Annotated in this window: 16 protein-coding genes and 1 tRNA gene; 8 read left to right on the top strand and 9 right to left on the bottom strand. The window is 71.3% G+C overall.

From position 1 onward, the window contains the following. Positions 1-69: 69 nt before the first annotated feature. Together tig and MFF54_RS03660 are read right to left on the bottom strand one after the other, a co-directional pair. Positions 70-1,464 (bottom strand): trigger factor, encoded by a 1,395-nt coding sequence (gene tig, locus MFF54_RS03665; protein WP_238301282.1) that lies wholly within the window; start codon positions 1,462-1,464, stop codon positions 70-72. Between the two features lie 162 nt (positions 1,465-1,626). Then, positions 1,627-1,711, bottom strand: a tRNA-Leu gene (locus tag MFF54_RS03660). 218 nt (positions 1,712-1,929) lie between these two features. On the opposite strand from MFF54_RS03660, the gene MFF54_RS03655 reads away from it, so the two are divergent. Continuing rightward, on the top strand, positions 1,930-3,510 hold the full coding sequence (locus tag MFF54_RS03655) for a multicopper oxidase family protein (RefSeq protein ID WP_238301281.1): 1,581 nt from the start codon (positions 1,930-1,932) through the stop codon (positions 3,508-3,510). Here the strand turns inward: MFF54_RS03655 and MFF54_RS03650 are convergent. After that, positions 3,503-5,026: an NAD(P)H-hydrate dehydratase gene (locus MFF54_RS03650; RefSeq protein ID WP_238301280.1), complete on the bottom strand. Its 1,524-nt coding sequence runs from the start codon at positions 5,024-5,026 to the stop codon at positions 3,503-3,505. The genes MFF54_RS03655 and MFF54_RS03650 overlap by 8 nt on opposite strands. A 213-nt stretch (positions 5,027-5,239) precedes the next feature. On the opposite strand from MFF54_RS03650, the gene MFF54_RS03645 reads away from it, so the two are divergent. Then, positions 5,240-5,578, top strand: coding sequence for a P-II family nitrogen regulator (locus MFF54_RS03645; RefSeq protein WP_003600526.1), 339 nt, complete (start codon positions 5,240-5,242; stop codon positions 5,576-5,578). 26 nt (positions 5,579-5,604) lie between these two features. On the opposite strand, the gene ruvA is transcribed toward MFF54_RS03645, so the two are convergent. Next, positions 5,605-6,222, bottom strand: a complete 618-nt coding sequence (gene ruvA / locus MFF54_RS03640; protein WP_238301279.1) for a Holliday junction branch migration protein RuvA — start codon at positions 6,220-6,222, stop codon at positions 5,605-5,607. A gap of 152 nt (positions 6,223-6,374) precedes the next feature. On the opposite strand from ruvA, the gene MFF54_RS03635 reads away from it, so the two are divergent. After that, a complete protein-coding gene (locus tag MFF54_RS03635) occupies positions 6,375-7,010 on the top strand; it encodes a YceI family protein (protein ID WP_238301278.1) in 636 nt (211 codons plus the stop codon). A 4-nt stretch (positions 7,011-7,014) separates the two neighbouring features. Here MFF54_RS03635 and ruvC read toward each other — a convergent pair whose 3' ends face one another. Further along, entirely contained in the window at positions 7,015-7,581 is a 567-nt protein-coding gene (ruvC, locus tag MFF54_RS03630; RefSeq protein ID WP_238301277.1) for a crossover junction endodeoxyribonuclease RuvC, read from the bottom strand. Positions 7,582-7,844: 263 nt separating this feature from the next. Here ruvC and MFF54_RS03625 point away from each other — a divergent pair, with 263 nt between their 5' ends. From MFF54_RS03625 to MFF54_RS03615, 3 genes are all read left to right on the top strand, one after another. Further along, a complete protein-coding gene (locus MFF54_RS03625) occupies positions 7,845-9,305 on the top strand; it encodes a methyl-accepting chemotaxis protein (protein ID WP_238301276.1) in 1,461 nt (486 codons plus the stop codon). Between the two features lie 187 nt (positions 9,306-9,492). Then, positions 9,493-9,933, top strand: a complete 441-nt coding sequence (locus tag MFF54_RS03620) for a phasin family protein (protein ID WP_238301275.1) — start codon at positions 9,493-9,495, stop codon at positions 9,931-9,933. Beyond that, positions 9,933-10,829, top strand: a complete 897-nt coding sequence (locus MFF54_RS03615) for an alpha/beta fold hydrolase (protein WP_238301274.1) — start codon at positions 9,933-9,935, stop codon at positions 10,827-10,829. Before MFF54_RS03620 ends, MFF54_RS03615 begins: the two co-directional genes overlap by 1 nt. Here the strand turns inward: MFF54_RS03615 and MFF54_RS03610 are convergent. The 4 genes from MFF54_RS03610 to glnA form a co-directional block, all read right to left on the bottom strand. Next, positions 10,801-11,235 carry a phage holin family protein gene (locus tag MFF54_RS03610; RefSeq protein ID WP_238301273.1) on the bottom strand — a complete coding sequence of 145 codons (435 nt, stop codon included), beginning with the start codon at positions 11,233-11,235 and terminating at the stop codon, positions 10,801-10,803. The two genes, MFF54_RS03615 and MFF54_RS03610, sit on opposite strands and share 29 nt — an antisense overlap. A 73-nt stretch (positions 11,236-11,308) precedes the next feature. Beyond that, positions 11,309-12,466, bottom strand: a complete 1,158-nt coding sequence (locus MFF54_RS03605) for a dimethylmenaquinone methyltransferase (RefSeq protein WP_238301272.1) — start codon at positions 12,464-12,466, stop codon at positions 11,309-11,311. Between the two features lie 20 nt (positions 12,467-12,486). Continuing rightward, entirely contained in the window at positions 12,487-13,425 is a 939-nt protein-coding gene (locus tag MFF54_RS03600; protein WP_306423947.1) for a VOC family protein, read from the bottom strand. Positions 13,426-13,653: 228 nt separating this feature from the next. Then, positions 13,654-15,066, bottom strand: a complete 1,413-nt coding sequence (glnA, locus tag MFF54_RS03595) for a type I glutamate--ammonia ligase (RefSeq protein WP_109950000.1) — start codon at positions 15,064-15,066, stop codon at positions 13,654-13,656. 566 nt (positions 15,067-15,632) lie between these two features. Between glnA and MFF54_RS03590 the strand changes: the two genes are divergently transcribed. Then, positions 15,633-15,902 carry a (2Fe-2S)-binding protein gene (locus tag MFF54_RS03590; protein ID WP_238301271.1) on the top strand — a complete coding sequence of 90 codons (270 nt, stop codon included), beginning with the start codon at positions 15,633-15,635 and terminating at the stop codon, positions 15,900-15,902. Between the two features lie 68 nt (positions 15,903-15,970). After that, positions 15,971-16,468 (top strand): bacterioferritin, encoded by a 498-nt coding sequence (bfr, locus tag MFF54_RS03585; RefSeq protein WP_238301270.1) that lies wholly within the window; start codon positions 15,971-15,973, stop codon positions 16,466-16,468. Positions 16,469-16,498: the final 30 nt, after the last annotated feature.

Below are 16,498 nucleotides of genomic sequence, written 5' to 3'. Positions count from 1 at the left end.
GAACACCGGCGGTGCTTAACGCCGCCTAACCATCAGCCCGCTGCCAGTCAGGACAGGTACCGGGCTACTTCAAGCCTTCGACTCGGTCGAGGCTGCCGTCTCGTCGGCGCCGTCGGCTTCCGCGTCCTCGTCGGCGAACAGCGTCTCCTTCGAGACGGGCTCCTCGACCAGTTTGACCTGCGAGAGAACGTGGTCAACCACCTTCTCCTCGAACAGGGGGGCGCGCAGCTCGGCCAGCGCCTGGGCGTTCTTCCGATAGAAGTCCCAGACCTGCTGCTCCTGGCCCGGGAACTGCCGGACCCGGGCGATGAGGGCCTGGTTCACCTCCTCATCGGAGACCTTGATATCGGCGCTCTCACCGACCTGCGCAAGCACCAGGCCGAGGCGGACGCGCCGCTCGGCGATCTTGCGGTACTCGGCCTGCGAGGCTTCCTCGGTGGTGCCCTCGTCCTCGAAGGTCTTGCCGCGGGTCTTCAGGTCCTGCTCGACCTGGGCCCAGACGTTGGCGAATTCCTGGGCGACGAGCGAGGGCGGCAGCTCGAAGGCGTACTTGCCGTCGAGCGCGTCGAGGAGGTCCTTCTTCAGCTTGCGCCGGGTGGCGGCCTCGTAGTCCGAGCCGATGGCGCCGGAGATGGCCTCCTTCAGCTTGTCCAGGCTCTCAAGGCCGAGGTTCTTGGCGAGCTCGTCGTCGATCTTGAGCTCGCCCGGGAACTGGATCTTGGTGACGGTGACGTCGAACTCCGCGTCCTTGCCGGCGAGCGCCTCGGCCCCGTAGGCCTCCGGGAAGGTCACCTTGACGAGGCGCGTGTCGCCCACATGGGCGCCGACGAGCTGATCCTCGAAGCCCGGGATGAAGGTGTTCGAGCCGAGCTCCAGATCGACGCCCTCGCCCTTGCCGCCCTCGAACTCGGTGCCGTCGATGCGGCCGACGAAGTCGATGGTGACGCGGTCGCCGGTCTCCGCGTAGGAGCCCTCGTTGCGCTCGATGAACGGACGGCTCTGGCCGGCCATGCGGTTGAGCGCCTCGTCGATCTCGGCGTCGCTGGGCTTGGCCACGTACTTGGTCAGGCTGACGTCCGAGAGGTCGGCGAGCTCGAAGCTCGGCAGCACCTCGAGGTTCACCGTGAAGGCGAAGTCGCCCTTGGCCTCGAGCGCCTTCTCGACCTCGGCCTTGTCCTCGGGGAAGTCGACCTGCGGCTCCAGGGCGAGCTTGAGGTTGTTGTCGGTGATGATCTTCTGGTTGGCCTCGTTCACCGCGTTCTGCACGACCTCGGCCATGACCGAGCGGCCGTAGACCTTGCGCAGATGCGCCACCGGCACCTTGCCGGGACGGAAGCCCTTGAGCTGGACCTTGTCCTTCATGCCCGAGAGCTCGGTGTTCAGGCGATCCTCGAGGTCCTTGGCCGGGAGCAGCACCTGGTAGGCGCGCTTGAGCCCCTCGGAATGTGTCTCGGTCACCTGCATCGTCGTCGCTCTCAAACCGTCTGTGTGATCGTGTTCCGGTGCGCGCCGCCCCGTGGGGGCGCGGCTTGGCGCCGGAGGCGTCGGGCGCCGGGTGCGCGGGAAGAGGGGGGCGGGCCGGCTTCCGTGGTCGCGGAAAAACAGACCGATCATCCCCGGCGGGGCTGGTGCGGGCGGAGGGGCTCGAACCCCCACGTCTTGCGACACTGGAACCTAAATCCAGCGCGTCTACCAGTTCCGCCACGCCCGCGCGCGCCGACGCCCGGCGCGAATCCGGCCGCCGGAGGGCGGCTCTATAGCACGCGTGCGCGGGGAAGCAGCAAAAAACTTGAAGGCGCGGGCGCGCGGGTCGCGGGGGCGCCACGGGCCGGCCGCCGCGCGGGCCGCCCATCGGTGGCGCGTCTCCCCCGCGGCGGCTACAAGCGGCGGCCCGCGACCCGCGCGCCCCGCTCCGATCGAAGAGACCGCATGCCGCCAGCCGATCCGACCTCCGGCCCGCCCTCGCGCCGCGCGCTGCTCGGAGGGGCCGCCGCGCTGGGTCTGCTCCCGGCGTCGGTCCTCGCCCAGGGGGCCGCCAGGGAGGGTGCCAAGGGTGGTACCAGGGACGCGAAGGATGTCGCGAAGGATCAGGGCGCTGCGCCCGCGCCCGAGCCCCGCGCGCTCCAGGCCGCGCCGGGCAAGGCGCGCTTCCGGCCCGAACCCGCGCCCGAGACCGCGGTCTGGAGCTTCGACGGCAAGGCCGCCCCGCCGGTGCTGCGGGTCAGGCTCGGCGAGACCGTTCGGGTGCGCGTCGAGAACCGCACCGACAAGCCGCTCGCCCTGCACTGGCACGGGGTGCGCAACCAGAACGCCATGGACGGCGTCGGCGGCGTCACCCAGGCGCCGATCGCGCCGGGCGCCGACTTCACCTACGCCTTCACGCCCCCCGACGCCGGCACGTACATCGTCCGTCCCCTGGTCGTCGGCGGCTCCAGCGAGCCCTCGGGACGGGGGCTCGCCGGCTTCCTGATCGTCGAGGAGAAGGCGCCGCCCGCGGTCGATGCCGACGTCGCGCTGCTGCTGCAGGACTGGCGCCTGGAGCCCGACGGCAGCCTGATGGGCTTCGGCCAGACGGCCTTCGCGGCGGCGAACGGGCGCCTGGGCAACCTCGTCACCGTCAACGGCCGCCCGGCGCCGGAGACCTTCGAGGCGCGGCCGGGCGCGCGCGTGCGGGTGCGCCTCGGCAACGCCTGCAACGCGCGCGGCACGCGCATCCGCTTCGAGGGCATGAAGGTCTACGTGGCCGCCGTGGACGGGCAGCCGACCGACACGTTCGAGCCCCTGCGCGCCACCCTGCCCTTCCCGCCGGGCACGCGCTACGACCTCCTCGTCGACCTGCCGGCCGAGGCGGACCAGACAGGCTCGATCTCGGCCCTCGTCGGCCAGGGCCTCGTCCTGGCGAGCGTCACCACGAAGGGCGCGCCCGTCACCGAGAAGCGCCCACCGATCGGGCCGGTCGGCGAGAACAAGCTGCTGCCGGCCGAGATCAAGCTGCAGAACGCCGTGCGCCGCGACGTGGTGATCACGGGCGGCGCCTCGGTGGCGAAGGAAGGGCCGAAGGAGGGACCGAAGGAATCGCCCAAGGACGCCCCGAAGGATGCCGGGACGAAGGCGGGCGGCGCCAAGGAGAGCGGAGCCAAGGAGACTGGGCCCAAGCCCGCGGAGCCGACCTACGGCGGCGATCCGGCCCGGATCTGGATGGTCAACGGCCAGAGCGGGGCGGCGGGGCTCGCACCGATCTTCACGGTGAAGCGCGGCCAGGTGGTGGTGCTGACCCTGCGCAACGAGACGGCCTTCCCGCAGGCGCTGCACCTGCACGGCCACGTCTTCCGCCTGCTCCACCCGCTCGACGACGGCTGGGAGCCCTACTGGCTCGACACGTTCCAGCTCCTCGAGGGGCGCACCGCCCGCATCGCCTTCCAGGCCGACAATCCGGGGCGCTGGCTGATCAGCGCCACGGTTCTGGAGCGGTTCGACACGGGGCTGTGGACCGCCTTCGAGGTCACCTGATCCGGTCCAGAAGGCCGGCGAGCACCGCGGGCATCAGCTCCGGGATGTCCTCGGCGATGAGGCCCGGCCCGTGGCGCAGGCCCGCATCGCCGTGGAGCCAGACCGCGGCGGCGGCGGCCTCGAACGGGGCCATGCCCTGCGCCAGCAGGCCCGCGATCAGGCCGGCCAGCACGTCGCCCGCGCCCGCCGTGCCGAGATAAGGGGTGGCGTGGTCGTTGATCGCGGCGCGGCCGTCCGGATCGGCGATCACCGTGTCGGCGCCCTTCAGCACCACGACGGCGCCCGTGAGCGCGGCGGCGCGCCGGGCCTGCTCGACCTTGCTCAGCCCCGGCTCGGCCGCCGCCGTGCCGCCGAAGAGCCGGGCGAACTCGCCCATGTGCGGGGTCAGCACGGCGCGGGCCTCGCCGTCGCGGATGTGGCCGGCCAGCACCTGCGGCTGGCCCTTGAAGCTCGTCAGCGCGTCGGCGTCGAGCACCAGGGCGCGGCCGGCGGAGGCCGCCACCATCACCCGCTCGCGGGTCGGCTCGCCGGTGCCGAGGCCGGGGCCCAGCAGCACCACGTTGAGGCGCTCGTCGGTGAGGAGGTCGTCGAGGTCGTCGGCGCTGTCGCAGGGCTGCAGCATGATCGCCGTGAGATGGCCGGCGTTCTCGGCGAGCGCGTCCTTCGGCGCCGCCACGGTGACGAGCCCGGCCCCGACCCGGAGCGCGCCGCGCGCCGCCATCCGGGCCGCGCCCGTGCGGTAGGCCGGTCCCGAGAGCACCAGGGCGTGGCCGCGGGTATATTTGTGGCTCTCGCCCGTGAGGTGCGGGAAGGCCGCGCCCCAGAGCGTCGGGGCGTTGCGGTAGAGCGCCGGCTCGCAGGCCGCGAACCCCGCGGACAGGGCCTCCGCGCCCGCCCCGATATCGGCCAGGTGCAGGTCGCCGCAGAGCGCGCGGCCCGGCTGGAGCAGGTGGCCGGGCTTGAGCGCCACGAAGGTCACGGTCGCGCGCGCCCGCACGGCGACGCCCCGCACCGTGCCGGTATCGCCGTCGAGCCCGCTCGGCACGTCGACCGCGAGCACGGGCACGCCCGCGGCGTTCACCCGCTCGACCAGGGCACGGGCCGCCCCGTCGAGGTCGCGCGCGAGGCCGGCGCCGAACAGCGCGTCGATGACGAGGTCGCAGGGCGGCAGCGTCTCCGGCGCCCCTGCCGTCACGGCGCCCGTCACGGTCCCCGTCCAGGCGGCGGAGGCTTCGGCCGCGTCGCCCTTGAGCGCGGCCCGCTCGCCCAGCAGGACGAGCGCGACCGCGTACCCGCCCTCCGCCAGGAGGCGGGCCGCCACGAAGCCGTCGCCGCCGTTGTTGCCCGGGCCGCACAGGACGAGGACGCGCCCGCCCGCGGGAGCCAGGGCGCGGGCCCGCTCCGCCACGGCCGCGCCAGCGCGCTCCATCAGGCGCGAGCCCGGCGTGCCGCCCGCGATCGCGGTCGCGTCGACGGTCCGCATCGCCCCGACCGTGAGCAGCCGTACCTCCGACATCCGGTGAACTCCTCTCGCGGTCCCGGCCCTGCCCGGGAGCAGCCCAGCACCTGCCCAGAAAATGGGCGCCCGAGCCCGATCCGCCTCAACGATGTGCCGAATCTGCCGAGGCGATAGGCTGTTTTCCCGGACTTCCGGGTAAAACGGCGTGGCGAAGGTGCGGGCGGGGTGTTAGAAATCTGACACAGCGCAGTGCATGTCAGGCCGCCCGGCATGAAGAAGATCGAAGCGATCATCAAGCCCTTCAAACTCGACGAGGTGAAGGAGGCCCTCCAGGAGGTCGGCCTCCAGGGCATCACCGTGATCGAGGCGAAGGGCTTCGGCCGCCAGAAGGGGCACACCGAGCTCTACCGGGGCGCCGAGTACGTGGTCGATTTCCTGCCGAAGGTGAAGCTCGAGATCGTGCTCTCGGACGCGCTGGTCGAGGGCGCCGTCGAGGCGATCCGCAAGTCGGCCCAGACCGGCCGCATCGGCGACGGCAAGATCTTCGTCTCCACCATCGAGGAAGCGATCCGCATCCGCACCGGCGAGACCGGCACCGACGCGATCTGAGGGTCGGGCCGACCCGGACGCGTCCCTCAGCGGGCGAGTTCCTTCAGCCCCAGCCGGATCAGGGTCCGCGCCTCCGCGCCCTCGCCGGCGCTCTTCAGCGCCGCCGCCACCGCCGCCGCGGCCTGGGCCTGCGGGTAGCCGAGGTTCGTCAGCGCCGAGACGGCGTCCGCCACCGGCCCCGCCGGGCCGCCCGCCTCCGCGGCCTCGACGAGGTTGGCCAGCGCCGGGTCGAGCGGCGCGAAGGCCGGCGCCTTGTCCTTCAGTTCGGCCACCAAGCGCGCCGCGAGGCGCGGGCCGACGCCCGGCGCGCGCGCGACCGACCCCTTGTCGCCCGTGGCGATGGCGGCCCCGAGCTGCTCCGGCTCCAGCACCGAGAGCACGCCCAGCGCCACCCGCGCGCCGACGCCCTGCACGGTCTGGAGCAGGCGGAACCACTCGCGCTCGGCGTCGGACCGAAAGCCGTAGAGGCGGATCATGTCCTCGCGCACGATCGTCTCGATGGAGAGCTGCGCCGGCTCGCCCGGCGCCGGCAGCCGCTGCAGGGTGCGGGCCGAGCAGTGCACCACGTAGCCGACGCCGTTCACGTCGAGGATCACGAAATCCTCGCCGAAGGAGTCCACCGCACCCTTGAGCTTGCCGATCATCGTCCCGCCTTCATCCCCGGGCGGATGACTACAGAAGCGGCCGCGTCCGCACCATGCGCGGCTTGAGCGCGGCCGGCGGCCGTGGAACAGGAGGAGGCGCCCCGGGCGACACGAGCCCCGGCCCGACCCCAGACAGGAGCCCCGCGGACCCCATGCGCCGGACCCCGATCCTGACCTCGACCCTCACGGCGATTCCCCTCGCCCTCGGCCTTCTCGCGGCCCCGGCGCTCGCCCAGAACGCGGAGGGGCCGACGACCGACCCGAATCAAGTGCGCCCCGGCGCCTACGTGCTCGATCCGGCCCATGGCAAGATCACGTGGTCGCTGAGCCATCTCGGTTACTCGACCTATTTCGGGCAGATCACCGACGTCACCGGCGAGGCGACGCTCGACCCGAAGGAGCCGGCCAAGAGCCGCCTCAGCGTCACGATTCGCACCGACAGCGTCAGCGGCCTCAACCCGAAGCTGGACCAGCACCTGAAGACGCCGGACTTCTTCGACACCCGGCAATTTCCGACCGCCACCTTCCGGGCGACCAGCGTCGAGCCGACCGGCCCGACCACCGCCCGCGTCGTCGGCGACCTGACGCTCAAGGGCGTGACCAAGTCGGCCGCCTTCGACGCCACCTTCAACCAGGCCGGCATCAGCCCCGTCGACAAGCAGTACACGGTGGGCTTCGACGGGCGCGCGGTGATCAAGCGCTCGGATTTCGGCATCAGCGCCTTCCTGCCGATCCTCGGCGACGAGGTGACGCTCCGGCTGGAGGGCGAGTTCAAGGCGGCCCCGTAGCATCCTACCCCTGCCGGGCGAGCGCCGCCGCGATCCGCTCGGCGGCGCGGCCCGAATAGCCCGCCGGCAGGTGCTTCTGCCGCAGCGCGTGCGCGTCGCGGTGGTTGACGTGCGTGATCGCGATGGCGAGGGCGTCGGCCGCGTCCGCGAGGCGGAACTCGGCCTTCGGCAGCAGGAAGCGCACCATGGCCTGGATCTGCGCCTTGTCGGCGTGGCCGTTGCCGGCCACCGTCTTCTTGATCAGGCTGGCGGCGTATTCGTGCACCGGCACGTCGTGGAGCGCCGGCACCAGCAGCGCGATGCCGCGGGCCTGGCCGAGCTTCAGCGTGCCCTGCGCGTCGCGGTTGACGAAGGTCTCCTCCACGGCGGCCTCGTCGGGACGGAACGCGGCGACGACCCGGGCGAGCCCGTCGTGCAGGGCGCGCAGGCGCCGGGCCAGCGGCAGGTCGTCGTCCGAGGTGACGACGCCGCAATCGACGTAGGCGAGCTTGGATCCCGTGACCGTCACCGCCCCCCAGCCGGTGCGGCGCAGGCCCGGATCGATGCCGAGGACGCGGACGGGTTCGCTCATGGGTCGCCTCGGGATCGCCTGACGGGCCGGCACGGCCGGCATCGTTCTGGCGTTAGGCACATATCGTGAACGAGGCGTTTCGCCAACGGGGCTTCGGCTCGGCAGGGCCGTGCAGGGCGCTTCCGGCGCCACGCCGTCACTGGCGTCGCCCATCACGGGCAAAAAACCGAGTTAAACGGTCGTGCGCGCTGCCAGTTCCCGCGTTCCGCGATTGTTAACCATTCCGGATCGAAGAAAGGATTCGTAGGGTCAGGAAAAATCCCATGCTGCACAGATCGCGTCCCAAGGATGAGCAGCTCAAGCTTGCCGCCCTCGACCGGGTCTTGACGACGATCGAGTTCGCGCCCGACGGAACCGTGCTGACCGCGAACAGGAATTTTCTCAGCCTCTGCGGCTACGACATCGAAGAGATTCGCGGTCAACATCACCGCATCTTCGTCGACGCCGCTCACGCGGCGCACGACGATTATGCGCAGTTCTGGGAAACCCTGCGGAGCGGCAAGTTCGTCTCGGGCGAGTTCGCCCGCTACGGGAAGTCCGGCAACCGGATCTGGCTCGAGGCGAGCTACTGCCCTGTCCTGGACGCCGACGGCCGGACGCTCTCCGTGATGAGCTTCGCCACCGACATCACCGCCAAGAAGAACGCGGCGATCCGCCTGATGACGATGATCGACGGCATGCCCGTCGCCGTCATGACGGCCAACCCGGCCGACGACTTCCGGATCGACTATCTCAACGAGACCTCGAAGCGCACCCTGGGGGCGATCGAGCAGCACCTGCCTGTCAAGGTCTCCGAGCTGCTGGGCGCGTCGATCGACGTGTTCCACAAGAGCCCCCAGCACCAGCGCCGGATGCTCGCCGACGCGAGCCGCCTGCCGCACCGGGCCAAGATCAAGCTCGGGCCGGAGGTGCTGGACCTGCGCGTCTCGGCCATCATGAGCCCGGACGGCGGCTATGTCGGCCCGATGCTGACCTGGGCCGTGGCGACGGCCCAGGTGAACATGGCCGCCGAGGTCTCCCGGGTGGTCGAGGCGGTGTCCGCGGCGGTCCGCGAGATGCAGGATTCCGCCGACGGCCTCGGCGCCTCCGCCGAGAATGCCCGCGCGCGCGCCGCCTCCGTCGCCTCGAACTCGGAGCAGATGGCCGGCTCGATCCACGAGATCTCGGGTCAGGTCGGGCGGGTCACGGAGCGGACTCAGCAGATCGCGGCGCAGGCCCGGACCACGGACGCGACCGTGCGGCACCTGGCCGAGAACGCCCGCAAGGTCGACGCCGTGGTGACGATGATCCGCACCATCGCGGCCCAGACGAACCTCCTGGCGCTGAACGCCACGATCGAGGCGGCGCGCGCGGGCGAGGCGGGCCGCGGCTTCGCGGTGGTGGCCAGCGAGGTGAAGGTGCTGGCCGCCCAGACCGCCAGGGCGACCGACGAGATCACGCAGCAGGTCGCGGCGATCCAGACCGCGACCGAGGAGGCGGTCGGAGCGATCGGGACGATCGGCTCGGCGGTCGCCGAGCTGTCGAAGCTCACGCTCGCCATGGCAAGCGCCGTCGAGGAGCAATCCGCCTCGACCCGGGAGATGTCGGGGCATATCGGCGGCGTCTCCACCGCGGCCAACGCCACCGGCCAGCTCGCCGACACGGTGCGGGCCATCGCGGAGCGGCTGGGCACCCACTCCGAGAGCCTGAGCGGCAGCATCGAGCGATTTCTGAAGACCGGCTGAGGCGGGGTCTCCGGGCGGCCCACACGAACGCGGCGTTGTGTCGGGCGCGGCCGCGGCGCGCCCTTTGCGAGAGTGTGCGGGGCATGGCAAGAGGTCTTGGGCTTCTCGAAGCGCCGGAACGCGGCGCGGCCGATTCGATTGCTTAGTCTGCGGCACCGGGACGGCCGCGGATCGGGGACAGAGGGACATGACCGAGCAGGGCCGGCAGCTGGCCGCGGAGAACATCGCCCGGGCCCGGGCGGCCTACATGCGCTACGTCGAGGCCAGCGAGGTCGCGCTGAACGCCTTCGAGTCCTCGGCGGCCAAGGCGGCCGGTCTCATGGGCGTGACGCTGCCGGCGGCCGCCGCGGACGGGTGGGACGCCGACAGCCCCACGGCGCGCAGCTGGGCCGCGATGCGGGCGATGGCGCAGACCCTGTTCGTGGCCACCGACACGAACGTGCGGGCGGGCTTCACCTTCGCGTCCAAGCTGGTGCAGGCGGAGGATGCCCGCGCGGCCGTGGACCTCCAGAGCCGCTACCTGCAGGAGCAGGGCGAGCGCTTCGCCCACCAGATGCTCGACCTGCAGCGCACGGCGCTGCGCGCGGCCGGCGACGTCGCGCGCGGGACCGGCACCGGGCGCCCGTGATGCTGGCCGACCTCGCGCCGGAGGCGGAGAGCGAGGCGGAGCCGCGGGCCGGCCGCACGCTCGGCTACGCGCAGGGGCGCTTCCACGATCTCGCCTACGTGGAGTGGGGCGATCCCGCGAGCCCGCACACGGTGCTGTGCCTGCACGGGCTGAGCCGCCAGGGCCGCGATTTCGACCCGCTCGCCCGGGCGCTGGTCGGCCTCGGCTACCGAGTGATCTGCCCGGACATCGTCGGGCGCGGGAAGAGCGGCTGGCTCGCCGATCCCGAGCTCTACGGCCTGCCGCAATACGTCTCCGACATGGCCGCGCTGATCGCGCATCTCGGCGTGGACCGGCTCGACTGGGTGGGCACCTCGCTCGGCGGCCTCGTCGGCATGGTGCTGGCGGGCGCGCAGAACACGCCGATCCGCCGGCTGGTGATGAACGATATCGGCCCGTTCCTGCCCTGGGCGGCTCTGCGCGGCATCGGCAACCGCCTGCGCGAGGCGCCACGCCTTCACCACTCGCTCGCGACCGCCGAGGCGCGGCTGCGCTCGGCGCTCCGGGATTTCGGCACGCTCACCGACGCGCAGTGGCGCGCGATGACCCGCCACAGCTTCTACCCTGAGCCCGGCGGCACCTGGCGGCCGCACTACGACCCGGCGATCGCCGTCGCGTTCCGGCCGGGCCGTGTCTACAACGTGACGCTCTGGCGCGACTGGGACGCGGTGCACTGCCCCGTCCTGCTGCTGCGGGGCGAGACCTCCGACCTGCTGCTGCCGCAGACCGCCGCCGAGATGACCCGGCGCGGCCCCCGCGCGACGCTGGTCGAGATCCCGGGCTGCGGCCACGCCCCCGCGCTCTTCGACGACGATCAGATCCGGATCGTCACCGACTGGATGGGGCGGGCCGGCTGAGGGCGGAGCCGGGGGAGGGAGCAAGGGATGGAGCCAGCGCGGCGATCCGCTCGGCCTCGCGCAGGCTCCGCCAGGGTTCGAGGTTGTGCAGGGCGATTCTCCGCGCGCCCATCAGCCCGAGGATCACCGCCACGCCCAGGAAGGGCGCGGCGACGATGAGCGCGCTGATCGCCTCCAATCCGATCAGGGCGGCCAGCATCTTCACGGCCGCGTCGAGGAAGACGAAGAAGGCCGAGACCACCAGCACGGCGATCGCCAGCACCTTGGCGGCGAGCCCGGCGAGGGCCCGGATGTTGCCGTCGGTCTCGACCCGGGCGAGCTCCAGCGTCCGCGCCGTGAGACGGGCGGCCTCCCGGATCGCGGCGGCCATGAGGACGAAGACATTCTCCTGAGACCGCTCGCCCATCCGCCGTCCGCCGCTCCCGCTCCACGCGACCCGGCCTGTGTAACCGGTCGGGTCGCGGGTCCGTTCCGGCGCCTCAGCCCTTGAGGGCGCGCAAAGCCGCGAAGGGGCTGGCGTCGGGATCGGGCGCGGGCGGGTTCAGCACCGGCTCGACCTGGGCGATCGCGTCGGCGAGCGAGAAGGCCGCCCCGCTCTGGAGCCGGCCGCCCGCCGCGTCCCGGTGGCCGCCGCCGCGGAACTTGCGGGCGCCGTCCAGCGCCGTCTCGTTGTTCGAGCGGAAGGAGAGCGTGCCGACCCGCTGCACGTTCACGACGCGCTTGGCCCGGCCGGCCTCCATGATCAGGTCGGAGATCCGCTGGAAGGCGCCGGAATCGAGCCCGAAGGAGAGCAGCGTGCCGTCCGAGAGCGGCCGGAACAGCTCCTCCGAGCGGGCGAGCGCGCGGGCGACGCGCATGCGGGTGGTGAGGCCCGCGTCGTCGTCGGGATCGCCCGCCATCAGGTCGTCCACGAGGCCCAGCCGCACGGCGCCGAGCCGCGCCTCGATCCCGGCCGGGTTCAGGCCCTCGCGCAGCAGGGCGGCGAGCGCCATCAGCAGGCCGCCGACGAAGCGGTCGTGCCAGGGATGGCCCACCGGGATCAGGGTCGAGACGTTGTCCCAGAACGCCTCGTCCAGGGCGAGGCCGCCGAGGAATTCCGGGCGGTCCTTGCGCCAGAGGTCGAGGGCGTCGACCGCCGCGACCAGGGTCGCGAGGTCGGCGTCGCCCTCCCCCGCTTCGGGTGCGTAGAGCGCGCGCTGCTCGTAGGCCATCCGGGTGGCGCAGCGCTCCGCGTCGATCAGCACGACGGTGTCGGGGTCGCCCGTGTCGAACCGGTTCAGCGCCGGCCGCTCGGGATCGGGCTGCGGCTCCAGCTTCTGCGCGCGCAGCTGGTCGATCGACGAGGCGTGGTGGTCGAGCACCACGAGCCGGTGGCGCCGCTCGGCCTCGCGCTTCAGGTTCATCTGCGCAAACCGGCGGATGAAGGTGACGGCGACCTCCTCCAGGCCGAGATCGGTGAGGATCAGGAGCTCGGGGGCCTTGGTCCGCTCCAGCCGCTTCAGCTCGGTCTCGACCACCGGCCCGACATCCGAGTAGCGCGGGATGTGCACCACCCGCCGCACGTCGCGGAACCGGCCGACGACCGTCGAGGCGCCGTAGCCGTCGAGGTCGTGGTGCGTGAGTTGGGTGGTGTTCAAACCGGATCTCCTGGGGCGGCTCAGGCCAGCGTGCGCGGGCCGGAGGGCGTCTCGATCTCCGCCGTGTAGCGGAATACGGGACCTTCGCGAATCTCCGGCGGGTCGATGAGGCCGATCTCCCGGTAGAGCGAGGCCGCGCCCTCGGGGTCCGGATGGTCGAGGCGGAAGACCCTGAGCCGCGCGCCGAGATCCGGCATGGCGCGGGCCGGGTGGCCGGCGGCGTCCCAGTCCATGAGGCAGGGCAGGAGGCCGTCCATCGGGAGCGCGCCGTCCCCGCGCAGGGCGAAGCGCCAGGAGAGAGCGCCGCGGCTCATGCGCAAGGCTGAGCCGAACAGGCCGGGACGCCGGCCGAGCACGCCGTCGAGATCGTTCGTGCGGGCCACGAAGGCGCGCAGGCGCCGCCCGGACTCCCAGTCGGCTCGGACCGCGGCGGCATCGTCGAGGCCGAACCAGCGCGGACGGTCGGGCGCCGGCGCCTCGGGATCGACCGCGATCACTTCGAGGAAGAGCGCCTCACCGAGGCGCAGCAGGTGGTTGCGCGTGCCCATCTCGCGGTGGCGCCCGCCCTCGGGGATGTCGAGGTCCAGGCTCTCGCGGACATGGGCGATGCCTTCCGCGAGGGTCGGGGCGACGATCGCGAGGTGGTCGAGGGCGAGCATGCGGGCTTCTCGGCGCGACAGCCCTTTGCGCAACCCATCATGCGCGAGGGCGAGGGTGATCCGAAGGCCGGGGCCATCGAGATACCAATCGGATCCCGTCAGGTCCCAGAGCTTTTTCAGTTCGTCGGGCGAGAGGTCGCTTTCCAGGACCGTCCCGATGAAGTCGCGCAGCCGCTTCCGATCCTCGCCGTTGAACGACGCGACGACATCGAGCGTCGCGGCTTCCCAGGTGCCGTGAAGGATCAGGATGTCCTGATGGAAGCGGCCGCCGAACCTCAAGAATTCCGGCGTGGGGGGCAAGCGGCCGAGCCGCTTCCTCGTCCGGTTCGGCCGGTTCCGCTTCTTCGTCCTCTGTCCCATCGCGGCGGCCCGGATCATCGATCGTCCGGATCCTTGGATAGGAATTTGGGCCGGCCCGTAAGCGCGCACGCCGGCACGGCCCGAAACGCGAAACGCCGGAGCCCCCTTCAGGGCCCCGGCGCCGCGATCGTCTGGGAAGGCCGGGCGTCGCCGCCCGGCCCATCCCGCTCAGAGCGAGTAGTACTGCACGAACTCGATCGGGTGCGGGGTCATCTCGTAGCGCAGCACCTCGGTCATCTTCAGCTCGATGAACGAGTCGATCTGGTCGTCCGAGAACACGCCGCCGGCCTTGAGGAAGTCCCGGTCCTTGTCGAGGCTCTGGAGGGCCTCACGGAGCGAGCCGCACACGGTCGGGATCTGCTTCAGCTCGCGCGGGGGCAGGTCGTACAAGTCCTTGTCCATGGCCGGACCCGGATCGATCTTGTTGAGGATGCCGTCGAGGCCGGCCATCAGGAGCGCCGAGAAGGCGAGGTAGGGGTTCGCCATCGGGTCGGGGAAGCGGACCTCGACGCGCTTGGCCTTCGGGTTCGTCGTCCACGGGATGCGGCAGGAGGCCGAGCGGTTGCGGGCCGAGTAGGCCAAGAGCACCGGCGCCTCGTAGCCCGGGACCAGGCGCTTGTAGGAATTGGTCGACGGGTTGGTGAAGGCGTTCAAGGCCTTGGCGTGCTTGATGATGCCGCCGATGTACCAGAGGCACTCCTGGCTCAGATCCGCGTACTTGTCGCCCGCGAAGAGCGGCTTGCCGTTCTTCCAGATCGACTGATGCACGTGCATGCCGGAGCCGTTGTCGCCGTAGACGGGCTTGGGCATGAAGGTCGCGGTCTTGCCGTAGCTCTGCGCGACGTTGTGGATGCAGTACTTGTAGATCTGCATGTGGTCGGCGAGCAGCGTCAGCGTGTCGAACTTCATGCCGAGCTCGTGCTGCGCCGAGGCCACCTCGTGGTGGTGCTTCTCGACCTTCACGCCCATCGACTGCATGGCGGCCAGCATCTCGCCGCGCATGTCCTGGGCCGAATCCTGCGGGGGCACCGGGAAGTAGCCGCCCTTGGTCTGCACCCGGTGGCCGAGGTTGCCGCCCTCGTAGTCGGTGAAGCCGTTGGTGGGCAGCTCCGTCGAGTCGAGCTGGAAGCCGGTGTGGTAGGGATCGGCGCCGAACTTCACGTCGTCGAAGACGAAGAACTCGGCCTCGGGGCCGACATAGATCGTGTCGCCGATGCCGGTGGAGCGCAGATACGCCTCGGCGAGCTTGGCGGTCGAGCGTGGGTCGCGGGAATAGGGCTGGCCGCTCGACGGCTCCAGCACGTCGCAGACGATCGACATGGTGGAGGCCGAGAAGAACGGGTCCATGCAGGCGGTCGCCGGATCCGGCATCAGCAGCATGTCGGACTCGTTGATCGCCTTCCAGCCGGCGATCGACGAGCCGTCGAACATGGTGCCGTCCTGGAAGATCTCGTCGTCGACGAGCGAGACGTCGAAGGTGACGTGCTGCCACTTGCCCCGCGGATCCGTGAACCGGAAGTCCACGTACTTGACGTCGTTGTCCTTGATCTCCCTCAGGACATCCGCTGCGGTCTTTGCCATCCCTGGGAATCTCCTTGTCGTCCGGGCTTGCGCCGAATTTGCCCCGCGCGGTCGCGAGGAGGCGGCGCGTGAGCGCGCCGGGCGGCCTTACAGGGGGGAACCGCGCAAGGCTAGAGGGATTCGGGGAGACGCGGAACCCCTGGCCGGCTTTAAGTCCTTGTCGGGCCAGGATTCTCGGCGTGGGGCTTCGCTGCGCTGCGGGATGACGAAGGCCGCCGCCTGTCCGCGGTCGGGCTCCGGCCGCGCCCGCCCCCGACCGCGGCGTGCCGGGCGGACGCGGCTGCGTCACCGTGTCCGGCTCGTCCGTGGAAAGGCCTGAGGCGGTGCGCCGTTCCGTCGGACGGGGCCGACTCGATTGCGCACGCGTGAAACGGGCACCCTTGACCGGCTCGCGGCCCGGTGCCATGTGTCGCCCGCACTAACGCGCTGAAAACGTTCTAGTTTTCAAGAGTTCTAATCTGGTGTGCGTCGCAATGGGGGCCTGCCCGTCCGGGGCCGGTTCCGTGTCGAGGGACGGCCGAGCGGCTTCCGGCCGGCCGAGAACCAAGCCAGGGTTCACGGATCGCATGATCGTCTGTTCCTGCAACGTCCTGTCCGACGGCGCCGTGCGCGGCTGCCTCAACCCGGGCCCGGCCTGCCCGCGCACGCCCGCCCAGGTCTATGCCTGCCTCGGCTGCAGCCCGAAATGCGGGCGCTGCGCCCGCACCATCCGGTCGATCCTGCGGACAGCGCTCGCGGATGCGGCGGAAGCGGACGCCCATGCCTGCTCGGCGTCTTGCGCGAGCGCCTGCAGTCTGAAACAGTTCCAAACAGCGGACGAGGAGCTGGCCGCCTGAGCGGTGCCCGCGGGTTCTCGACCCAGGCGCCCGTCTCCTCGCGTTCCGAGCAACGGAGAGACTGGGGCATGAAGGGCGACACCAAGGTCATCGAGTACCTCAACCGCGGCCTGCGCAGCGAGCTGACGGCGGTCAATCAGTACTGGCTCCACTTCCGCCTGCTGAACGACTGGGGCTACGTCGACCTCGCCAAGTTCTGGCGCAAGGAGTCGATCGAGGAGATGAACCACGCCGACCGGTTCATCGACCGGATCCTGTTCCTCGACGGCTTTCCGAACCTGCAGGAGCTCGACCCGCTGCGGATCGGCCAGACCGTGCAGGAGATCATCGAGTGCGACCTCGCGGCCGAGAACGAGGCTAGGTCGCTCTACCTCGAGGCGGCCAAGTACTGCGACTCGATCAACGACCGCGTCTCGAAGCGACTGTTCGAGGATCTGGCCGAGGACGAGGAGGGCCATATCGACTTCCTCGAGACCCAGCTGGAGCTGATCAACCAGATCGGCCTGCCGCTCTACGCCCAGCGCCACATCGGCGGCCTGGAGCAGATCGCGCCCGAGACCGAGTAAGCGCCCCGGCGCCCGCGTCCCGGGACGCGG

Source organism: Methylobacterium gregans (assembly GCF_022179245.1).
Lineage (GTDB): Bacteria > Pseudomonadota > Alphaproteobacteria > Rhizobiales > Beijerinckiaceae > Methylobacterium > Methylobacterium gregans.
The sequence above is the reverse complement of the archived record's forward strand: the minus strand, read 5'-3'. Positions and strand labels throughout refer to the sequence as shown.